Origin of the sequence: Ruegeria sp. HKCCA5463, from assembly GCF_013034175.1 — a bacterium.
Classification (GTDB): domain Bacteria; phylum Pseudomonadota; class Alphaproteobacteria; order Rhodobacterales; family Rhodobacteraceae; genus Ruegeria.
Genome location: NZ_WQFL01000006.1, coordinates 175,912 through 196,314, shown reverse-complemented (window position 1 = coordinate 196,314; position 20,403 = coordinate 175,912). Strand labels below are relative to the sequence as shown.

Annotated in this window: 16 protein-coding genes and 1 tRNA gene; 10 read left to right on the top strand and 7 right to left on the bottom strand. The window is 57.7% G+C overall.

Annotated features, from left to right (window positions below; all coding sequences use genetic code 11):
• Positions 1-58: 58 nt before the first annotated feature.
• The 6 genes from GOW09_RS14215 to GOW09_RS14190 are packed head-to-tail and all read right to left on the bottom strand — an operon-like array spanning position 59 to position 7,246.
• Positions 59-1,000 (bottom strand): ABC transporter permease, encoded by a 942-nt coding sequence (locus GOW09_RS14215; protein ID WP_171119292.1) that lies wholly within the window; start codon positions 998-1,000, stop codon positions 59-61.
• The gene (locus GOW09_RS14210; RefSeq protein ID WP_171119291.1) at positions 997-2,040 is read right to left on the bottom strand and encodes an ABC transporter permease; all 1,044 of its coding nucleotides are present in this window, start codon (positions 2,038-2,040) and stop codon (positions 997-999) included. The genes GOW09_RS14215 and GOW09_RS14210 overlap by 4 nt, the downstream gene beginning before the upstream one ends.
• A complete protein-coding gene (locus GOW09_RS14205; protein WP_171119290.1) occupies positions 2,030-3,550 on the bottom strand; it encodes an ABC transporter ATP-binding protein in 1,521 nt (506 codons plus the stop codon). The genes GOW09_RS14210 and GOW09_RS14205 overlap by 11 nt, the downstream gene beginning before the upstream one ends.
• Positions 3,547-4,905 carry an amidase gene (locus GOW09_RS14200; protein WP_171119289.1) on the bottom strand — a complete coding sequence of 453 codons (1,359 nt, stop codon included), beginning with the start codon at positions 4,903-4,905 and terminating at the stop codon, positions 3,547-3,549. The genes GOW09_RS14205 and GOW09_RS14200 overlap by 4 nt, the downstream gene beginning before the upstream one ends.
• 16 nt (positions 4,906-4,921) lie before the next feature.
• Positions 4,922-5,905 (bottom strand): BMP family protein, encoded by a 984-nt coding sequence (locus GOW09_RS14195; protein ID WP_171119288.1) that lies wholly within the window; start codon positions 5,903-5,905, stop codon positions 4,922-4,924.
• 27 nt (positions 5,906-5,932) lie between these two features.
• Entirely contained in the window at positions 5,933-7,246 is a 1,314-nt protein-coding gene (locus tag GOW09_RS14190) for an amidohydrolase family protein (RefSeq protein WP_171119287.1), read from the bottom strand.
• 24 nt (positions 7,247-7,270) lie between these two features.
• Between GOW09_RS14190 and GOW09_RS14185 the strand changes: the two genes are divergently transcribed.
• The 3 genes from GOW09_RS14185 (at position 7,271) to GOW09_RS14175 (ending at position 10,036) form a co-directional block, all read left to right on the top strand.
• Positions 7,271-7,627: a hypothetical protein gene (locus tag GOW09_RS14185; RefSeq protein WP_171119286.1), complete on the top strand. Its 357-nt coding sequence runs from the start codon at positions 7,271-7,273 to the stop codon at positions 7,625-7,627.
• 16 nt (positions 7,628-7,643) lie between these two features.
• Positions 7,644-8,663, top strand: coding sequence for an AraC family transcriptional regulator (locus GOW09_RS14180; protein ID WP_171119399.1), 1,020 nt, complete (start codon positions 7,644-7,646; stop codon positions 8,661-8,663).
• A gap of 194 nt (positions 8,664-8,857) precedes the next feature.
• A complete protein-coding gene (locus GOW09_RS14175) occupies positions 8,858-10,036 on the top strand; it encodes an acyl-CoA dehydrogenase family protein (RefSeq protein WP_171119285.1) in 1,179 nt (392 codons plus the stop codon).
• Between the two features lie 455 nt (positions 10,037-10,491).
• Here the strand turns inward: GOW09_RS14175 and GOW09_RS14170 are convergent.
• A tRNA-Leu gene (locus GOW09_RS14170) sits at positions 10,492-10,576 on the bottom strand.
• Between the two features lie 660 nt (positions 10,577-11,236).
• Here GOW09_RS14170 and GOW09_RS14165 point away from each other — a divergent pair.
• The 7 genes from GOW09_RS14165 (at position 11,237) to GOW09_RS14135 (ending at position 20,349) form a co-directional block, all read left to right on the top strand.
• Positions 11,237-11,830, top strand: a complete 594-nt coding sequence (locus tag GOW09_RS14165) for a hypothetical protein (protein WP_253284262.1) — start codon at positions 11,237-11,239, stop codon at positions 11,828-11,830.
• A 2-nt stretch (positions 11,831-11,832) separates the two neighbouring features.
• Positions 11,833-13,845: a dynamin family protein gene (locus GOW09_RS14160; protein ID WP_171119284.1), complete on the top strand. Its 2,013-nt coding sequence runs from the start codon at positions 11,833-11,835 to the stop codon at positions 13,843-13,845.
• An 8-nt stretch (positions 13,846-13,853) separates the two neighbouring features.
• A complete protein-coding gene (locus GOW09_RS14155) occupies positions 13,854-15,605 on the top strand; it encodes a dynamin family protein (protein ID WP_171119283.1) in 1,752 nt (583 codons plus the stop codon).
• Between the two features lie 52 nt (positions 15,606-15,657).
• Positions 15,658-16,059, top strand: a complete 402-nt coding sequence (locus GOW09_RS14150) for a hypothetical protein (protein WP_171119282.1) — start codon at positions 15,658-15,660, stop codon at positions 16,057-16,059.
• Positions 16,060-16,082: 23 nt separating this feature from the next.
• Positions 16,083-16,955, top strand: a complete 873-nt coding sequence (locus GOW09_RS14145) for a hypothetical protein (RefSeq protein WP_171119281.1) — start codon at positions 16,083-16,085, stop codon at positions 16,953-16,955.
• Between the two features lie 68 nt (positions 16,956-17,023).
• Complete coding sequence (locus GOW09_RS14140; RefSeq protein WP_171119280.1) at positions 17,024-19,066, top strand: dynamin family protein; 2,043 nt, start codon at positions 17,024-17,026, stop codon at positions 19,064-19,066.
• Positions 19,063-20,349, top strand: coding sequence for a dynamin family protein (locus GOW09_RS14135; RefSeq protein WP_171119279.1), 1,287 nt, complete (start codon positions 19,063-19,065; stop codon positions 20,347-20,349). Before GOW09_RS14140 ends, GOW09_RS14135 begins: the two co-directional genes overlap by 4 nt.
• Positions 20,350-20,403: the final 54 nt, after the last annotated feature.

Sequence of the window (20,403 nt, the reverse complement as noted above, 5' to 3'; positions counted from 1 at the left end):
TGTCCTGCCCCTTTCGCGCTTGCAACGACCAGTCATCCACTGGTTGTGAACCCTGATCCTAGCGTTCACCGCGCCGATAGGGTGCCATCAGCGCGGCAGGCACCTCGGCCCTGCGGGCGACGAGAACGAGCGCGACGATGGAAAGCACATAGGGCGCCATCAGGAAGAGTTGATATGGCACGCCTTCAATCGCCGTTTGCAGCCGCAGCTGGTATGCATCGAAAAAAGCAAACAGCACGGCACCGATCAATGCTTTGCCCGGTCGCCAACTTGCGAACACAACCAGCGCGATGCAGATCCAGCCGCGTCCTTGAACCATGCCCGGGAAGAAACTGTTGAACGCCGTTGTCGTCAGGAACGCACCACCCACTGCCATCAACGCTGATCCGACAACCACTGCACCAATGCGAATGCGAATGGGGTTCAGCCCCTGTGCCTCAACCGCGTGCGGGTTTTCACCAGTCATGCGAATGGCCAGCCCCAGCGGTGTCCGGGCAAGGACGTAGGCCATCACAGCCACCGCAAACAGAGCGAGGTAGGTCGGCAGAGCCTGGGAAAACAGGATCGGACCCAGAATGGGGATATCGGAAACACCCGGAACATCGAGTGGCTGGAAAGGTTCTATCGTCGGGGGCAGATCGCCCACTTCGACAAGCAACCGGTAAAGGTAGTAGGCCAGCGCGGATGCAAACAGCGTGATGCCAAGCCCCGAGACATGTTGCGACAATCCAAGCGGGACCGTCAACATGGCGTGCAGCAATCCCAACATTGCGCCGCAAAGTGCCGCGATCATCAGGCCAACCAGCAAGGGCGCGCCCATGTAGACGGCAAGCCAACCGCTCATCGCGCCCATGGTCATGATCCCCTCGATCCCCAGATTGAGAACACCCGAACGTTCACAGAGCAACGCGCCGAGGACTCCGAAAATAAGCGGCGTTGCAATGCGCAGCACGGACGCCCAGAGGCTGGTATTCAGCAGCAGGTCGATTGCATCACTCATCGGCGCACCCGGTAAGTTGTGAAAAGAAGAGCCACGATCATGGTGAGTAGGCAGAGCGCCACGATCACGTCGGCAATGAAGCTGGGAACGCCGATTGCGCGGCTCATGGCGTCGGCCCCGACAAAGACGGTGGCAACGAAAACCGCGGCTGCGACCACGCCCGCCGGATGCAATGCGGCAAGCATTGCGACGACGATACCGGCATATCCGAATCCGGGGCTCATGGTCGTGGTGACCCCAGCTGTGACGCCCATGACTTCGACGGAACCTGCCAGCCCTGCCAAAGCGCCTGAAAGCAGGGCCACACCCATGATCGTTTTGGGAAGGGAAATTCCGGCAAAGGCGGCGGCACCGACGTTCAAGCCTGCGGCGCGTGTTTCAGCCCCAAAAACCGTGCGGGCCAGGATCAGCCAAACAACACCTGCTGCCGCGATGGCAAAAAGCAACCCGATATGAAGGCGCGTGCGGGGAATAAGATCCGGCAGGCGGTACTCTCCGCCCACGGGCACTGAGGAAGGCCAGCCAAAGGCCATCGGATCGCGCATCGGACCCTCGATCATGAGGCCGACGAAAAGGATCACAATGAAGTTGAGCAGCAGGGTCGTCACCACCTCATCCACCCCGAAACGCAGGCGCAAATAAGCGGGGCCCGCCAACAGGGCCGCACCCGCCGCCATGCCCGCCAGCATCAAAATCGGTATACCGATCCACCCGGGAACCCCGAGAGAATGCCCGATCCAGGCGGTAATCAGTGCGCCGACAAAGAACTGCCCCTCGCCGCCGATGTTCCAAAGACGCGCCCGAAAAGCGACGGCCGCGGCCAGCCCGGTAAATATCAGCGGCGTGGCGCGGGTCAGCATCTCGGTGATCGAAAGGCGTGACCCAAGGGCGCCGGTCAGCATTTCACCATAGGCAGTCAACGGGTTCACACCTGCCGCTGCGATTAAACCCGCAGCCAATAACAACGCGGTAAAGATCGCGGCCAGCGGCGCAATGACCACAAGGTACAGCGGTACATATGTGCGTCGTTCAAGCCGCATCATCATCTTCCTTCCAGACACCTGCCATCATCAGGCCAAGGCGTTGCGGGTCAGCCTCATCAGCGGATATCGGTTTCGACAATCGACCCTTTACGATGGCCTGAATCCGGTCTGAAAGAGCTACGGCTTCTTCAAGTTCTTCTGAAATAAGCAGGATCGCAGCACCCTCGGCCCGTGTGGCCAGAAGCTCGGCATGAACTGCGGCAATTGCCCCTTCATCAAGGCCCCGCGTCGGCTGGTTGGCGAGCACGAAACGCGGTCCGTTGGTCAGGACCCGCCCCAGGATCAATTTTTGCATGTTGCCGCCAGACAGCAGCCGTGTGCGCGTGTCGGGACTGGCCGCTCGGATATCAAACCGTTCGATAAGCCCTGCGGTGTATTCTCGGGCGGCGCGTTGTCGGACAAAGCCTCGGCGCGAAAACTCCGGTGTGCGCAGACGTTCAAGAACTGCATTTTCCCACAGGCTCAATTCACCCACGACACCTTCTGCATGGCGGTCTTCCGGTACCCTGCCGGCGCCAGCCTGGATCATGCCACGCGGGCCCAGATGGCCGATATCCTTGTTCAGCAGTGTCAACTGCCCGGCGCTTGGGTGGATCAATCCAGACAGCAGCCCGCCAAGCGAGGCCTGACCATTGCCTGATACGCCGACGATACCAAGGATCTCGCCTGCATGGACGGTGAATGATACGTCATCCAGCCGCAATTCACCGTCTTCTTTCACGCGCACATCGTTTGCGACCAGAACCGGCGCGCCAATCTCGTGGTCATGACGAACTGGTCGTTCCACTTTGCGGCCAACCATCAGTTCCGCCAACTCTCCGGGGGTGGTTTCCGAAGTCCTACGTTCCGCGACCAACCTACCGCCACGAAGAACGGCCACACGGTCAGAGGCCGCCATGACCTCATGCAGTTTGTGACTGATGAAGATAAGCGACAGACCCTCTTTCGTCATGTCGCGCAGCGTCTCAAACAGGCGCATTGCCTCGGGCCGGGCCAGAACGGCCGTCGGTTCATCCAGGATCAGTATGCGCGCGTCTCGGTACAGCGCTTTCAGAATTTCGACGCGTTGACGTTCACCCACGGAAAGGGACTTGATCTTGTCGTCGGGGTTCACGGGCAGACCAAACCGATCCGCGATCTTCAACAACTTTGCGCGCGCCTCGCCACGTGCGGACCGTGCGCGTGTAAGGGGTTCTGAACCAAGCATGACGTTTTCAAGAACCGTGAGGTTGCCCGCAAGCGTAAAGTGCTGGTGTACCATGCCCACACCCACCTCGATCGCTGCGCGGGGCAGACCCGGAGGCAACGCTTTGCCAAACACCCTAACCGAGCCTTCGTCTGCTGCGTAGTGGCCGAACAGGATGTTCATCAGCGTCGTTTTGCCTGCGCCATTTTCACCCAACAATGCAAGGATTTCACCCTGGGCCAATGACAGGGTCACATCATCATTGGCGGTAAGCGTTCCAAAACGCTTTGTTATGCCGTGAAGTTCCAGAACCTTGTTCATGTGGGCAGGCCTGCGATTGGAGACGGAAAGGTAAGTTCGGGCGCACGCGCCTCGATCAGAGCACCAAGTTTCTGCAGCCCAACATCCGAGCCGGGTGGTCCCATCAGTTGCACACCGATTGGCAGGCCATTTGCCATGCCAAAAGGCAATGCCAAAGCCGGCAAGCCTGCAACATTGGCAAGCGCTGCGTTCGGGGCAAAGGCCTCCAGCCGCGCCATGTGTTCATCTGCGGAGCCGCCAGACAGATCCAAACTGCCAATAACGGGCGGTGCAGACGATAGGACCGGCATCAGGACAGCATCGACAGAACTGAAAATCTTGCGAGCACGATATGTCAGACGAGCAAGCTGCCGTGTGGCCGCAAAAAGCGCGGTGGCAGATGTGGCACGGCCCTCGGCAGCCATGGCGGCGGCAAGCGGTGGAACCTGATCATCAGATATCCTGAGTGCAATGAGCCACTCGGCCAGCGAAACAGCCAGTATCGTGCGGGCAATTGCATGAGCCTCGGCCCCCATCTCGTCCGGGGTACAAATGTCATACACCTCGCAGCCTGCATCGCGCAGAGCGTCAGCCGCATCCTTGGCGGCTTTGCACTGGTCAGTTCCGCAACGCTCGGGCAGTGCCAATGCAATGCGGGGGCGGTCCGCCGGATGTACCGGGGCCATGGGCTGGGCTACGGCTTGAAAGGCGGCTTCCACATCGCGAACGGACCGCGCCAGAACCAGTTCTGACGCTATCCCCATCAGGTGATTGGTAAAATCAGGGCCTCCGGGCACCGCACCACGTGACGGCTTGAGCCCGGTCAAGCCGCAGCACGCGGCTGGGACTCTGATGGATCCGGCCGCGTCCGTGGCATGAGCAATGGCGACGATGCCGCCTGCAACCGCAGCCGCGGCGCCGCCAGATGAGCCACCGGGCGTCAACGCGGGATTCCACGGATTGCGGGCCGCAACCATGCCATCTGGTTCGCATGTCAGGGAAAGGCCGAATGGCGGTGTTGCCGACACGCCAAAAGGGATCAGGCCGGTCTGGCGCAATTCATGCAGCAGGCAGCTGTCAGTTTCGGGTTTTAGCCCTTGCGCGCGGATTGCCGCAGACCCGGCAGCAGCGGGCAGCCCTTTGGCGGAACCGCCGAGGTCTTTGACCAGGAACGGAACCCCGTGAAAAGGCCCGCGCTGGTCCGATGGCGCTGCATCTGCCGCCCTCGCGCCGGCGCGGGCCATGTCTTCGTCCAGAAACACCACGGCGCCCAGATCCGCCTGCGCGCGGCAGGCGGAAAGGCTTGCTTCCATCGCGTCGGTGGCAGTGATCTGCCCTGCCGAAACGGCAGCTGCAAGAGCCGTGGCATCGGTCACGTCAAAGCCGCCGGGATCAGGAGGGCTCGCTTTCGTCGATCGGAACGTCCCATTCGCCGGATTGGATCGCGGCCTGTTTGGCCTCCATCGCAGGGATGGCGTCGGCAGGCACTTCGTCGGCGACATAGATCAGCTCATTGCCGCCATGAGCCATGAAGGAATATTCGGTATAATTGCGCCCGGTGGGTTTGCCGGCCTGAACATCCGCCACGATGGCTTCGATGGTTGGCCCATAGTTCCATATCGCGTTGGCAAAGACCGTGCCGGGATAGCGCGGCGTATAATCTATCAGTGAACCGATGGCCTTCACGCCGCGCGCCTGAGCGGCATCTGCGGTGCCAATGCGTTCACCAAACAGGATGTCCGCGCCCGCGTCGATCTGGGCAATCGCGGCTTCCTGCGCGCGAGCCGGATCAAACCATGCTCCGATGAAACCGTTAAAGAAAGTGGCGTCAGGGTTCACTTCACTGACGCCCATCCGGAAAGCATTGATCAGCAGGTTCACCTCGGGGATCGGATAACCGCCGACGGAACCAAAAACATTGCTTTCCGACATTTGGCCGGCAAGCATTCCGGCCAGATAGGCCGCCTCGTGGTTGCGGGTGCCGAAGACACCGAAATTGTCGCCCTCCGGTCCGCCGGAGGACCCCATCAAAAACGCGGTATCGGGGTAGTCACCAGCCACTTCGCGTGCTTCGCGTTCCACCGCGTAAGACTCGCCCCAAATGATTTGCGCGCCGCCTTCGGCGTATTCGCGCATCGCACGGGGATAGTCGGTCGGAGCCACACCCTCTGAAAACTCATATTCGATCAGACCAGCCTCGGCGGCTTCCTGCATCGCCACGTGGATCCGGCTGTTCCATGCATTTTCGACCGGAGACATATGCACGCCAGCGACGCGGATCGCAGATTGTGCATTGGCGCGGCGGACATAAGCCGGCAGGGCCATCGTGGCCGCAGCGCCGACCATCAGTTGACGACGTGTTGTGGTGAATTTCATCGGAGTATCCTCTTCTGTTGGTGGCAACTATTCTTGTTTTTGAGCTTCCTGAATATTGGGCCTGGGCGCGTAATCCGCTGGATCCAGGGTCGAGGGGCGGCCGGGCAAGGAAAGCGCGGCCAGTCTTGGTTCGGTACGCGCCAGCACCTTGCCGTTTTTGATGACGGCAAGACGTGTGGCCTTCATGCGAACAGCTTCAATCGGGTCACGCGCTTGCAGCACAACCATGTTGGCTGGGCCACCTTTGCGAATTGTCGGGTCAGGCAGACCCATGGTCTTGGCACCGTTCTGGGTAACGGATGTGAAAGCCCATTCCATCGCCTCGCGGGATGTCATAGGCACCGCATGCACGCCCATATGGGCCACTTCCAACATGTCGGCAGAGCCAAGAGAATACCATGGATCCATGGTGCAATCCTGCCCGAAGGAAACGTTCACACCTGCTGCACGCAATTCTGGTACGCGGGTCAGGCCACGGCGGCGCGGATAAGTGTCCGAGCGGCCTTGCAGCGTGATATTGATAAGCGGGTTCGGTACGACGTTCATGCCGCTTTCCGCGATCAGCGGAACAAGCTTCGAGGCATAGTAATTATCGTATGAATGCATCGCGGTGACGTGGCTTGCAGTCACACGACCCCCGAGCCCGAGGCGCGTGGTCTCATAGGCGAGGGTTTCCACATGGCGCGACATCGGATCGTCGCTTTCATCACAGTGCAGGTCCAGCATCAGGTCGCGATCTGCGGCAATCTCGGCCAGCCTGGTGACCGATCGGGCGCCTTCCGACATCGTGCGTTCAAAATGCGGGATGCCGCCCACCACATCGACCCCCATATCGAGCGCCTGGATCAGATTTTTCTCTGCATTTTCTGCGCGGTACAGTCCATCTTGCGGGAATGCCACCAATTGCAGGTCAATATAGGGGGCAACCAGCTTGCGCACTTCCAGCAAAGCTTCGACGCCCACCAGCGGAGTTGACGAAACATCCACATGCGAACGGATGGCCAGCAATCCCTGCGACACTGCCAGATCGCAATATCGCATGGCCCGCTCGATCACCGCTTCGGGCGTCAGAAGGGGCTTTAGTTCTCCCCAAAGCGCGATGCCCTCCAAAAGCGTGCCCGAAACATTCATACGTGGCGACCCGAGGCTCAGGGTGGCGTCCATATGGAAGTGCGGGTCGACGAACGGAGGTGAAACCAGGCGGCCCGTTGCATCAATTTCTTCGCGCGCCTCCCCCATGATGTCAGCGGCAATTTCAGCGACACGGTCGCCCTTGATCGCAATATCCACCGGTTCGCGGCCATCCGGCAAGCTGGCTTTTCTGATGATGATGTCAAACATTCATCCGCCCTCTAATTTGACCACATGGTAAAAGTATTCAAAAAAATTGCTATTTATTTTTACGGTGTTCTGGAATTGGTGCCTGTTTCAGCCTCTCAGCTGCTCATTATCAAAGCCCAACTGATTAAATTTTGGCCGTCTACTGCCCGGGATTTGGGGCACTGGCGGCCCGAGCCAAAAGAGTGCCCAGTTCATCCGCAAGATTGCTTGCTGACGCAAACAAAAGCTCTGGCCCGCCGGCGCACAGCGATATTCGATGACCGGTGCGGCGAACAGGGGCGCCAGCCCACTGAAATAAGCTCAACCAGAGCGTTGTGTGGTGAAGACATTGACAATCCGCCATCTGCACGCGCCGTGTTTCATCTCGACCGGAATTGGTGATACCTCCTTGCACGTCATGACCAATGTCGCACCAACGATCCTTTCCACGGTTTCCAGCCAGTTTATCGATGACTGGCTGACGGCATTGCGCACGCTATGCCCCGAGGCGCAGATGGCATCGCTTCTCGGCCGGTCGGGTTTGGTCGCGGATACGCGTCTCCCTCATGGCCGCGTCACGCTGGATCAAATCGTATGTCTCTATCAACTTGCCGCAGTTGAGACCGGTGATGAGATGATGGGGCTTTGGAGCCGCCCGATCCGGCCGAGAGCTCTGCAACATCTTTTGACGACAGTCCGGGAAGCCACGTCTCTTTCATCGGCACTTTACCGCTTTTCGACCTTCTGGAACTTGTTGCTGGATGACTACCAGTTTGCTCTGGATGACGCCGACAACATGTTGGTGCTTACGCTGAAGCCACGGGGCGCGGCCCAGGTTCAGCGGTTCGGGCACATGCTGATACTCAAACTTGCCCACGGGCTCATGTCTTGGCTGGCGGGGCACGAAGTTCCGGTCAAGGCTGTCGATTTCGTGTTTGAGCGCCCCGACTTTGATCAGGACTACGCGGTCATCTTTCCGGCACCGCTGCGGTTCGGCCAAGGTGCCACCGCGATTTCGTTCGATCCGAATTCGCTGGGTCCAGTGCAGGCGCGCAGCACAAATGACCTTGACAGGTTTTTGCACAACGCGCCCCGAGACTGGATCTTCACCAGTTCGCGAGAGCACACCCAATCGCTGCGGGTGCGCACCTATCTGGTCCAATCGGGATGGGACGCGGCAACCCTGACCCAGACGGCATCCGCGATGCACATGACCCCCCGCACCCTGATCCGCAGGCTGCATGCGGATGGTACATCGTTTCAGGCCATCAAGGATGCCCTGCGGCGCGACATCGCTATCCGTGATCTTCAGGCGGGGCGCAAAAGCGTTGAAGCCATCGCACATGAAGTCGGATTTTCGTCGGCGGCCAATTTCCACCGGGCCTTTCAGCGCTGGACCGGAAGCACCCCCAGCTCATACCGCAGGGTGCAAATGTAGGGTGCCCGATTTGTCACTTTTGGACAATGATCTGTCATTGCACGAGATGGTCGCCAGCGGGCAGGCTCGCTATATCTCTCTGTAGAAAAACGTTCTTATCGGAAGTTTTGCCCTCAAAAACTCATCATCCCGCTCATCCATGGCTTCCCGGTTGTGGCGCCATCTGAGAATGACCGTCGTGAAAGGATCCACCAATGTCAGACAAACTCGACACCATACTCCAAGCTGCACGCGACCACGCCGAGCAGGTGATCCTGCCCAATGTGGATGCCTGGAACGCCGCGAAGAAGTGGCCGCGCGATGCTTCGGACAAGGCCGGGGCCGCTGGTCTGACGGGGCTCTACGCCCCCGAAGAGTTTGGCGGGCAGGCCTTGCCGCTGGCAGAAGGCATACAGGTTTATGAACAACTGGGACGGGGCGATGGCGCATATGCCTTTGCGCTGTCGATGCACAACATCTGTACCTTCGCGGGCTGCGGCTATGGCGCGGATGCCTTCAAGGAAAAGTGGGCGCGGGACCTGACATCTGGTCGCAAGCTGGCGAACTTTGCACTGACCGAACCACAATCCGGATCGGACGCAACAAACATGTATTCACGCGCCGTGGTCAATGACGACGGCACATGGACGATCAGCGGCGCGAAGGCATGGGTCAGCCTGGCGACCGAGGCGGATATCTATTTCACTGTGGTCAAGACCAGCGACGCACCCGGCCACAAGGACATGGCGATGATCGCAATTCCCGCCGACGCACCGGGCCTCAGTTTTGGGCCGCTTTACGATACCCCGTCCTACAACTTCCTGCCCTTGGCCGAAATGTACATGGACAAGGTCGTGGTCGATGAAACCAACATCATCCTGCGCATTGGTCAGGGTCTTCAGGGCGCGCTCATGGCCATCGACATTGCCCGTGTTTCGATTGCCTCAGGATGTTGTGGATTGATGCAATCCGCGCTGGATACGGCGTTGTCCTATTCCAAGAACCGCAAGATGTTTGGCGGCAGGAACCTTGATCTGGACGGGATTCAGTGGATGCTGGGCGAGGTTGCAACCGACCTTGAAGCCTCAAAGCTTCTCTACCGAAAGGCGGCAGAATCCCTTGGCACGCCCGAAGGCCCCTTGATGGCGGCCCATGCGAAAAGGTTCGTGCCCGATGCCGCCGTGAAAGCCGCGAACACCTGTACGCAGGTCCTGGGTGGTGCGGGGCTGTTGCAACCCTACGGCCTGGATCGCTTGTCCCGCCTCGCGCAAATGTTGCGGATCGTGGACGGGACGACGGAAATCAGCCGTGTGGTCATCGGGCGAGCCTTGCAAAAGCGTGCGGCAACTCTGCCTGATCTGCCGGTACCGAAAGGTTTTGGTGAGACCGACTGAATGTCCCGCACCGGTTCGATCGGCGCCAATCTGAGATTCTGCGCAGACATCAGCAAGATCAAAAGGCCGGCCGCATTATTGCGGCCGGTTGCCTGAATGTTTGACCGTGGTGCTAACTCGCCATGAACAAGGTCGCGCAAAGCGTATGAAGCTTTGCTTTCTGACGGCACTGACATGTGGGACGGTGACCAGCGAAGGGCAGGGGCACGGGGGTTGAGAACATCAAAAATCCCGACCACTCAATCGAGCCCGAAACAAGCCAATCGCGATTGCGGAACATCGCAATCTGACGAACTCGGGATCTGCCAAAGCAGATATGCTCCATTGGGCATTGCAGTATCCCAGTCAATTGGGTCCACCGATATGTTTGGAAAACGAAGGGCTTGAAGGTGCACACAATCTCTGAAGACGGGCGTATTCACAACACGTATAATGATGATTATGGTAAATTTATTTGGTGCGGGTGGAGGGACTTGAACCCCCACGCCTTGCGGCGCCAGAACCTAAATCTGGTGCGTCTACCAATTTCGCCACACCCGCAACCAAGCGCGTTTGCGCTGGAATGAAGCGGTCAATAACAAAGCTTGCATCGGAGTGCGAGAGGGAAAATTCGAGGAATACAAAGTTTGTGACTTGCCGGGCTGCCTCGTTGAGAATTGCAACCTGTTCCGGTCTTGTTGATACCGCAAGCAACACAACGGCCGAGAAACCAGAGGCATCTGACTCCCACCTTCAACCGGTTTGAGAGTACCTATATGAAGCTGCTTTACGGCTTTTGGTTCACATGTTGACGCCTGGCACAATCAAGTCGTCAAAAAACGCGCTAACGTTGAATAGACGCCAGCACTTCAGGTCGGAACTTGTGGCGCCAGACTTGGTGGAGAATCAAGGCACAACGGGCCAGAGTTGATGCAGTCTGACCCGCGAAACTGCCTCAGACTGTGCTGCTGGAACTGCCTGGGCATTTGGTTCCATCCTCCAGATCCGGTGTTTTCAGAAAAGCAGCGAAACATAAATAATTGTTTTTATTCAGAAGTATGAAGCCAAAAGGTTTTCGACCCTCAAATCATTCGAATGCACCGGAAAAGACGTCACCTCTGCCCCAATTGACTGCGCCGACTATGCATGCATACAAGCTTGCCGGACGTTTCTCGGTCTGATCTGCCGCATCGAAATACTCGCATCGGTTGAGGCATTCTTATGAGAGATCGACCACATTGCCGCCACAATTCAACCGCTAAAAAATCTTATTCGCGCCAAAATAACACCGCCTTGAAGGTACTTGTTGTTTATCAGGAGTTAATGAGTCTTTTTGCCACTTTGGCGCCGGTACGAGTTTTTTTGCTCAACTCCAATACAAGGCTTTCTGCTGTGACCGATTTGAATCCCTCCGCTGCCGCCGAGCAAGAAGCTGTCTTCTTCGCTCGTGAGAGTTTCCTTGGTGAGCTCAAGACTCTGAATCGCGACCACCCGACCACAGGCTTTGGCATTTCCCTTCGAACGCATTCGGGTGAACATTATCTGCTTGCGAACGCCCGCATGCCGTTACCCGCCGCAAAATCCGAAGGTTTCCCAACCGGGCGCCGCGTTGCTTGCCTCGAGAACGGCGACCGCTTCAGCTCGATCGAAGTTCTGGCCGATTCCAAATCGTACGAGACCATTTCACCTCGGGCCGAGGCCGAAATACTGGGCAATGCATTGGACCTGATCGCGCGGATCGACACTCTGACAAGCGTTCCGGCAGGGCGTGTTGCGCATGCGCCCCAAATTGCTGCAACGGGAACCGGAGGTTAAGTATGGCGCGCAACGATCACCTTTTGTCTGTAGGCAACGAAGCACTGGCACCGATGACGGCGACCATGGCTTCACTGACGGCTCAGATTGATCAACTGACTGAGGTGGCTGATGCGCGCTCCTCGGCACGGCTGGCGACCCTCAAGACCCGGATGGAAAATTTTACCGCCAGCGTCACGATGGTGGGCCAGGTCAAGGCCGGAAAATCCTCGATCGTCAATATTCTTGCCGGGCACCCCAGCCTGCTTCCGTCAGACGTCAACCCGTGGACGTCGGTGGTTACGACCTTGAACATCAACACGCGCCCACCCGGTGATACAAAGGCCAAGTTCACGTTTTTCGAGCAGGAAGAATGGGACAACCTGATGGTCGGTGGCGGTCGTCTTGGCGAATTGGCCAATCGCGCCGGCGCTGATGACGAGATGGAAGACATCCGCCGCCAGATCGGTGAGATGAAGGCCAAGTCAGAGGAACGTCTTGGCAAACATTTCGACCTGATCCTAGGTCAAAGCCATCAGTATGATCATTTCGATGGGGAACTGATTCAGCGTTATGTCTGCCTGGGCGATGAAGACGATCCCGATATTGATCCCAAAACGGGCCGGTTTGCTGATGTTACCAAATCAGCCGAGCTGTATATGGACATTCCGCAATACCCCATCGCGCTGAAACTGTGCGACACGCCGGGTGTGAACGATACGTTCATGGTGCGCGAGCAAATCACTCTGCGCAGCCTGCGCGGATCCGAAGTCTGCGTTGTGGTGTTGGCGGCAAGCCAAGCCCTGACGACCATGGACATGGCTCTGATGCGCATTATCGCGCAGTTCGAGAACCGGCAGATCATCCTGTTCGTCAACCGGATCGACGAGCTGTCCGATCCCGTGAACCAGGTTCCAGAGATCCGTGACCGCATTCAGGACACGCTGAAACAAAACAATATCGACACGAATACCAGCGTCGTGTTTGGCAGCGCATTATGGGCCGAAGCGGCGTTGACCGGGAACCCGGATATTCTGACAGAAGAGTCGCGCCAGGCCTTGAATACGTTCTACCTGGCCGCCGGTTTCGGTGATCAGGCGGCCTCGCTCGATAAAATCTGGGCGCTGTCCGGTCTGCCCGATCTGCTACTGGCCATGAATGAGCGCATTGCAGAAGGTGCCGGAGCGCGCCTGATGGACCGCGTCCGCCATCGGGCGCGTAACATTGCCAGTCAGATCCGCGCGACTGCGGTTGCCAAGAATCTGTCCGAAGGCGAAGGCGTTGCACGGGATCTCGACGGCGTATCGCCCGAAGAGGCGATAAACACGGTTTCAGCCGAATACGAAAAGAAAGCCGCCGAGTTGACAAATGCGCTGCGCGACAAAGTGTTGGAGCGTCTGAAGTCAGCCGAGGACAATTTCGTCAAACGCGCAACGGACTCTCTGATCGCGCATCTTGAAAAAAATGGCGAACAAGGCACGTGGCAATACGATCCCGCGGGTTTGCGGACGTTGCAAAAGGCTGCCTATTTCAGTTTCGCCCGCGCCATGCGAAAGGATGCAGGGGCGTTGTACGCAACCGCTGCTGCGGACGTCGAAGCGCTTTATCATAAGATACTCGGCAACCATCTGGGCGAATTCAGCATCGAAGCGCCCATTGTTCCCCGTGTTCCGCCGCCTCTCGGCATCGGCCGGACGATCGCACTGGACTTGCAAAGCACCTGGTGGCGACGTTGGTGGCAACGCCGAAAGGGGTTTGAGGCATATGCGGCGGATTACACGCGGTTGATCGCGTCCGAGGCAAACTCGATCACCAAGGATATCGAGGAAAACCAGATCGCGGCGGTTCTGGAAAACGTCCGTGCGATCCTGACGGATTTCCTGCGCGAGCAGAAGGAAACACTGCTGAGCATCTCGTCTTCTGCCGACAAGAACCCGGGTCAGACTGCGGCGGCGATGGCGGGCTTGCAGCCACAGAAATCCAAGGACGAGATTCTGGGTGACATACTGAAAGATCTAAGCAACGAAGCGGCATAAGTAGAAAAATGGCAAAAGATACACAAACACGCTTTGTTTCTCCGAAGGCATGGGAACGCATCGAGCAGTGGTCCCGTCGCAAACCGGTTTTCGCCCTGATGGGCGAGTTCAGCGCCGGTAAATCCACGTTGATGAACTTTTTGCTGCGAACGCAGACCTTGCCGACGCAGGTGACGGCAACCCAGTTGCCACCGGTCTGGTTTAGCTGGGGCAGTCAAGCGCCCTATATCAAACGCCATGACGGAAGTACTGAACTGATCGAACTGGATCAGCTTGAAACCGTTGGCGTCAATGACGCACAGTTCATCCGCATCTTCCTTGAGGCCGATATTCTGGAAGCTGTCGACCTGATCGACACACCCGGCATTTCGGACCCCAAGATCTCGACGGATGTGTGGCAACGCGCGGTGGGTCAGGCAAACGGCGTTTTGTGGTGTACCCACGCGACACAAGCCTGGCGCGAAACCGAACGCGCGACATGGGTTTCCCTACCCGAGAGGTTGCAACACAACTCTTTGCTTTTGGTGACGCGGGCAGATGCCCTGAGCCTCAAAGACCGTCAAAAAGTACTACGCCGCGTTAACCGCGAAGCTGGTCACCTGTTCAATCGGTCCATTTTGTTTTCGGCCCGCGACGCAATCACTGCCCGTGACAAGACAGGCGATGCCGAGATGTGGTCGCGCAGCGGCGGAGGCAAGATGATCGACAGTTTCCTGGAGATCACAGAACAGATTATGGACAACCGCGCCGATCAGTTGGCTCGATACCAGATCGACAAGAGCCAGGCCGACGCACCCAAAGTCAAACCATTGCGCCCTGCCCGTTCATCAAGCGAGCCGACAGCCAAAGACGAAGCCACACCCTTGAGGTTGGTGAACCCCTTGGTGGCCGCCGGGCAATCGAACGCTGAAGGCGCTACAGTTGTAACCAGCTTTCCGGTACGGCCTGCCCGGGTCGAGCGGCGCTCGGATGAGGCCGAGCGGGTTCGGATCGATGCGGAAGAGGCTGAACGGCTGCGCGCAGAGATGACGGCAGAGCCGGTTCCGCTGCCCGTTGAACCCGACACAAGCGATGATCTGCGTTCCTTTTTCAAGGACACCTCGAATGACCCGCTGGAATTGACGAATGTCGCGGGCCTTGAGGATGACGAAGACGAATTCGAACTGTCCGTTGACGCCAATCTGGAGGATGCATTGGATGACGACACGGGCGCTCTGGATGATGCTGAAATCAGCCCCGCGCCTCTTGCGGCTGTTGACAATTCCGATGATGTGCTTGCCTCGCTGAACACTTCGATGCAAGAGACCCCGATCGTGCCGGATGGCGAAGAAGAGGAATCCGACCAGGCCGATTTGGCTGAAGATCGCGGCATAGAAGTTTCTGTATCCTCGATTACGGCATTGATGGCCGCGCAAACCGGCAACACTGCGGATGAGTATGAGCCGGAACCCGAAACCAGCGGTTTGATCGAAGCGGCCACCACCGAACAGGTTGACGCAGTTGAAAGAAGCGTTGCCACGCTGAGTGGCCTGCCCGAAGTTGCGGTCGGATCGCCTCTCAGCGCGTCGGATATGTGGCAGGAGGTTTCGAGAAATGAAGACCTGCCGCAAGATGCAGAAGGGCTGAAGAATGTATTCAAGGCCTTTCTGGCCGAGTTTGATCAGATCGCCATTGAACACAACGAAAGGCAAACCAAAGAGGCACTTCGATCCATTCCGAAAGCCAAAGAAAATAGCGGCGCTGAATGGCATGTGTTGTAAGGGTATCCGAATCGAGCTAGTGAGAAACTCATAAATGAAAACAATGGATTAGATGTCTATTCAAACCGCACTGAACTCCGCCATGGAAACGATACCCGACTGTATAGCAGCCGGGTATATCGACATGGAGACAGGGATGCTTTTGGGCAGCTCTGTTTCAGATCCCGACTGCGCGGATTCGTTGGATGTTTTGGCGGTGGCTGTGGCCAATCTGTTTCAGGGGCGCGGAGTTGCAGCCTTTGAAGCGCTCTTGCGTCAGGCTGGCAGTGCAGACGAAGAAAACGCTGGCTTTGGGGAAGTCGCCGTTTTTTCCAAGGACAGGCTAAACATCTTTTTGCGGACCAAGGAATATCCTGATCATGTGGTCTGCTATATCTGTCGCAACAGTGCGAATGTCGGACTGGTGCTTACCAAATCACATCTCAGTCTGGGGCCGGTTGCGGCTGCGGTTTGAACGGGACCAGAGGGGGTCACGGCATGATGGACACGGACATTCTCGACCTGCTTGAAGATATCAGGCGGACCTCGGTCGCACGGCTGTCTCCGACCGTGAGGATCGCAGGAGAAACAGCGGCCGCGCGCCGTTCAGCGGTATTGCGGGCAATCCGTAGCACAGTATTGCCGCGCCGGTTGGAATTTACTGCCACAAACGGGGATTGTCTGGCAATCGAGGTGAACAGCTCCCGGATCACCGATGTTTTCAAGGTACCGGCAGGTGAGATTCCGGACTTTGAAACGGAATCACGCGCCGAATTGATTAAGAAGCTGGCTGGATTGGTGTCGGAGATCTCCGCATCGCCTGCTCCGCTTGAGTTGACTTCGGGCAGACCGGACACAGCGCTTGAAGTGGATGAGGTAGGTATCACCTTCAGCGAAATCGAGAAAGCCTGCGCCGCCATCGAGCTTCCGTCCGAGCCAATTGTTTCCGTCGTCCCGAGTGCTGAGAAACCTGTTGATGACTCTCTGCCCGCCGAGGCAACACCCGATGCAGCGGAAACACTTGCCCAACGTTTTTTTGAAGCGTCGAGCCGCTTCGCCTCGGGTCGTGTGTTTGTGGACAGTTCGGACGAAGCCGCACCTCTTTTGGAAGGCGTTTGCAAGCCATCTGAGCCGATGCATCCCGACCAGGACACGCTGGCCCGTTTTGTGGCTGATCTTGCCGGCTGGGATGGCGACTCTCAGCAAGAGAGTGAAGACCCGCAGTTGATTGTCATGCGGCCATCGGGCGGGAAAGGGGCCGGTCTGGCCGTTTTGAGTGACGGTGGTCAGATCGCGGTCGCCATCCACGAAGCCCGCAAACTGGGGGCGGTCGTCAACCTGTGGACCTCTTTGCAGGAGGCCGAAAAATGATTGCCTCCGTTGAATTCAAATTTTCGACTACTTCAATCTGTTTTTTATTGTAACCAGGGTAATGAGTAATGAGTGAAACACATCGCCGCGAACTTATTCGCATAGCAGAAGAAATGAACGGGGCAACCAATGATGAAACGCGCCAGTTCATTTCGCGCATCATTGGTGATCTTGGCAATCTGAAACCGTCAATTGCGTTTGTCGGGCAAATCAAGGCTGGAAAATCGCGTCTGATCAACGGCTTCACCGGTCAGGCCGAGTATTTGCCTTCGGATGTAAACCCCTGGACAACTGTTATCACCGATATGCATTTCGGGCACCCGTCCGGCCGGACGCAAGGTGCCGAATTCCATTTCTTCGACAATTACCAATGGCAATCGCTGATCGCCGAAGGTGAAGAACTGCGCAACATGTTTCCCGATGACGAGGACAGCTATAAGCGCGAGATGATCGAAGAACAGGTCGAGGCCATGAAGGTCCGGGCGCGTCGACGTCTGGGTGACAGCTATGAACAACTGCTGGGCCAACAGCACGATCTGGACGAACTGACGTCAGATGACCTCGCCAGATATGTCTGTGCCGGGGATGATCCGTCCGAAGACGGGGCTTTGGATCCGGGCAGTGATCGCGGGCTTTACAGCGACATCACCCGCAAGGCCGAGGTCTATTTTGACCTGGGCCATTTTCCGTTTCCGCTGACGGTCACCGACACGCCCGGCGTGAATGATCCCCTGCTGATCCGCGAAGAAATTTCACGACAGTATCTGAAGGAATCCGATTTCTTTGTGGTGGTTCTGTCCGCGCATCAGGCATTGTCGCGCGCGGATCTGAAATTGTTCCGGTTGATGCAAGCGCTGGAACTTGGGCAGATCGTCGTCTTCATCAACCGTGTGGATGAACTGGGCGGCGGCGCCGAAGACGCGGCCAAGGTTCGTCTGGATGTGTTGGACGGGTTGGAAAAGGCGCTCGGCAACTCGAACATCGATGTCCTGATGGGCAGTGCGCAATGGGCGCATTATGCTCTGACCGGCGATGAAACCGGAGTGAACCACGACCACGTGCTGGCATGGCTGCGCGCTCACCCGGAACAGATGCAGCAATATCTCAACGGTGTGGCCGAGATCAAACAAGGCCCGGGACCGATCAGCCGCGAAGCGGTTCTGCGCTTTGCCGCAATGATCGCGTCGGGCCTGCCCGATCTGCGTCGTCATGTCACTCAGGCGTTGACGGACGGACCGATCAACGAACAGTTGCGGATGGCCTGGCAACATCTCGACAGCTTCGCACGCGGGGAGCTTGAGCGCTCTCAGGTTCGTTTGCGGGCGCTGCAAGATGAAGACGGCTCGGATGTTCGAAATGCCGATGAAAGCGACAAGACACTTGGCGACCTACGCAAGTTGATTGCTGAAAAAACGCAGGAGATCACGCGTGACATGGATGATGTCCTGTCGAATCTGCGCGGGGTCATGGATGACACTGTCTCGGAAACGGTGGCTATCGTTGTGCGCGGACCGGACGGCCAGTCGCCTCTGCTGGCAAAAGGCGGAGAGACCGAGCTCAATTTTACGCCATTGCGCGAGCGTATGCGTGAACTGGTACAGGGGGCGTCGCAAGTTGTTCGGCAGCGCATGCTAAGCGAGCTTTACGCGATCGACATGCATTGCAATGCCGCCTTGCGGGCATTGCCGGGATGGCAAGAACCGGTCGACAATCGCATGAACACCAGTGCTGTACGTTGGTTCCGGCCTGACACCACCGCCCTGACCCGTGGCATTACCGTTGAATTGCGTGTAAACTGGCTGTCGCGTCTGATCTCGCGCAACAGCGTTGTGGCGCGTGCAGAACGGCTGATCGTGCAGGAATTCGAGCTGATCGGGGATGACCTGATCGACACGACCCGCGACGATCTGTTGGAACGGCTGAATACGGTTCTGGACCACTATATGGCCCTTCTGGCCGGTCATCTTGAGCACCGTTCCAACTCAGGAGAGCTGAACGCTCAGGCGGAAGCGCAAGGTGCATTCGACAAAGCGCGTCGCATTGCAGCCGAGTTGGAGACGGTTTTTGGAACACCCGATGCGGATGAAAGACAAGCAGAGGCTGCGGAATGATTGAATTTCCCGGAACTGAAAAGGAAGTACGCCAACTGGAGCGCTTCCTGACCGCAACTGAAAACCTGACGCCTGACGCGGCGTTGGATGATATGCGTGCGCGGGCTCTGTCCCACGCTGAACGTCTGTCAAACGCGGTCAATATCGGTTTCGCCGGGGAATTCGGCGCAGGCAAGTCAAGTCTGGCGAACATGCTGGCAGGCGCGGACATTCTGCCAACCGGCCCGCAGCATCTGAAACTGCCGCTGGTGATCGTCGCCTACGCGGATGCGCCTGAAACGACTGTCGGTTGGTGGAACAGGGAACCAAAGACCTATTCCGGCATAGTGCTGGAAAAAGCGGCCCAGGAGGAGCCCGATTTCATATCGGTCGGCATCAATACTCCGGCCCTCAAGGAAATATCACTGTTTGATCTTCCGGGCTCGGGTGCTCTGGATGATACCTACAAGCCGACTTTGGATCTGCTGAACTTCGTTGATTGTGCCATCTGGTGCACAAATGGAACCAATGCCTGGCGCGAGACCGAGCGCCACTTGTGGTCTCAGGTGCCCCCGGAACTTCGGGCCAACAGCCTGCTGGCCGTAACACATGCTGATCTGCCACCGGTGCAGGGTGCCCTGGACCGCGTCCTTGCGCGCCTGAACAAAGAAAAAGAAGGAATGTTCCGCGCCGTTGTCCCAATTGGTACGCCGGTCGCCGTGCGTGCCATGGCGCAAGAACCCGAGCCCGACTTTGCGCTTTGGGAAACCTGCGGCGGGCAGAACCTTGCGGAACACGTGCTGGAAGCGGCATCCGACCGGCGCCGCGGCGATCTCGAGGCTGCGCGGAAAGATTTGCAGCAGGACATCCTGCCCTATCTTGAGGCGGTGAAGGGCGCAGAGCCAGAGCCTGTTTCGAATGACACCACATCGATGCAGTCATCGCTTGGGTCTGCCCTGCCCCCGTTGAACAATCCCATTCTCGAGGACTGGCTGGCCGCAATAGCAAGCATCTATGAAGATCTACGTGAAACCTCTGACATCGAACCGGCCGCGTTTCTGAACAGCTGTCAGGAGATCGTCGAAGATTTTGCGGAGCGGCTGGAACAAGGTGGCGAAATCGACCCCGAAGCTGATTGGATTCCCGCAGAATTTGAAAAGGCGACAGATTTGCTTTTGTTGCTGCAATTCGAAAGCGGGGACGCACCATTGAAGGACGCAATCAGCATTCTGGCGCAGCTGGGCGACAACCTTGCCTGGGCTGGAAGCACGGTCGCAGCGGCGCAACCGAAAACCGGAACCTGACGCTTTCCCGTCAAGATTGAGCTGCATTGCAGCGATTCGAAGGGCCGAGGAATC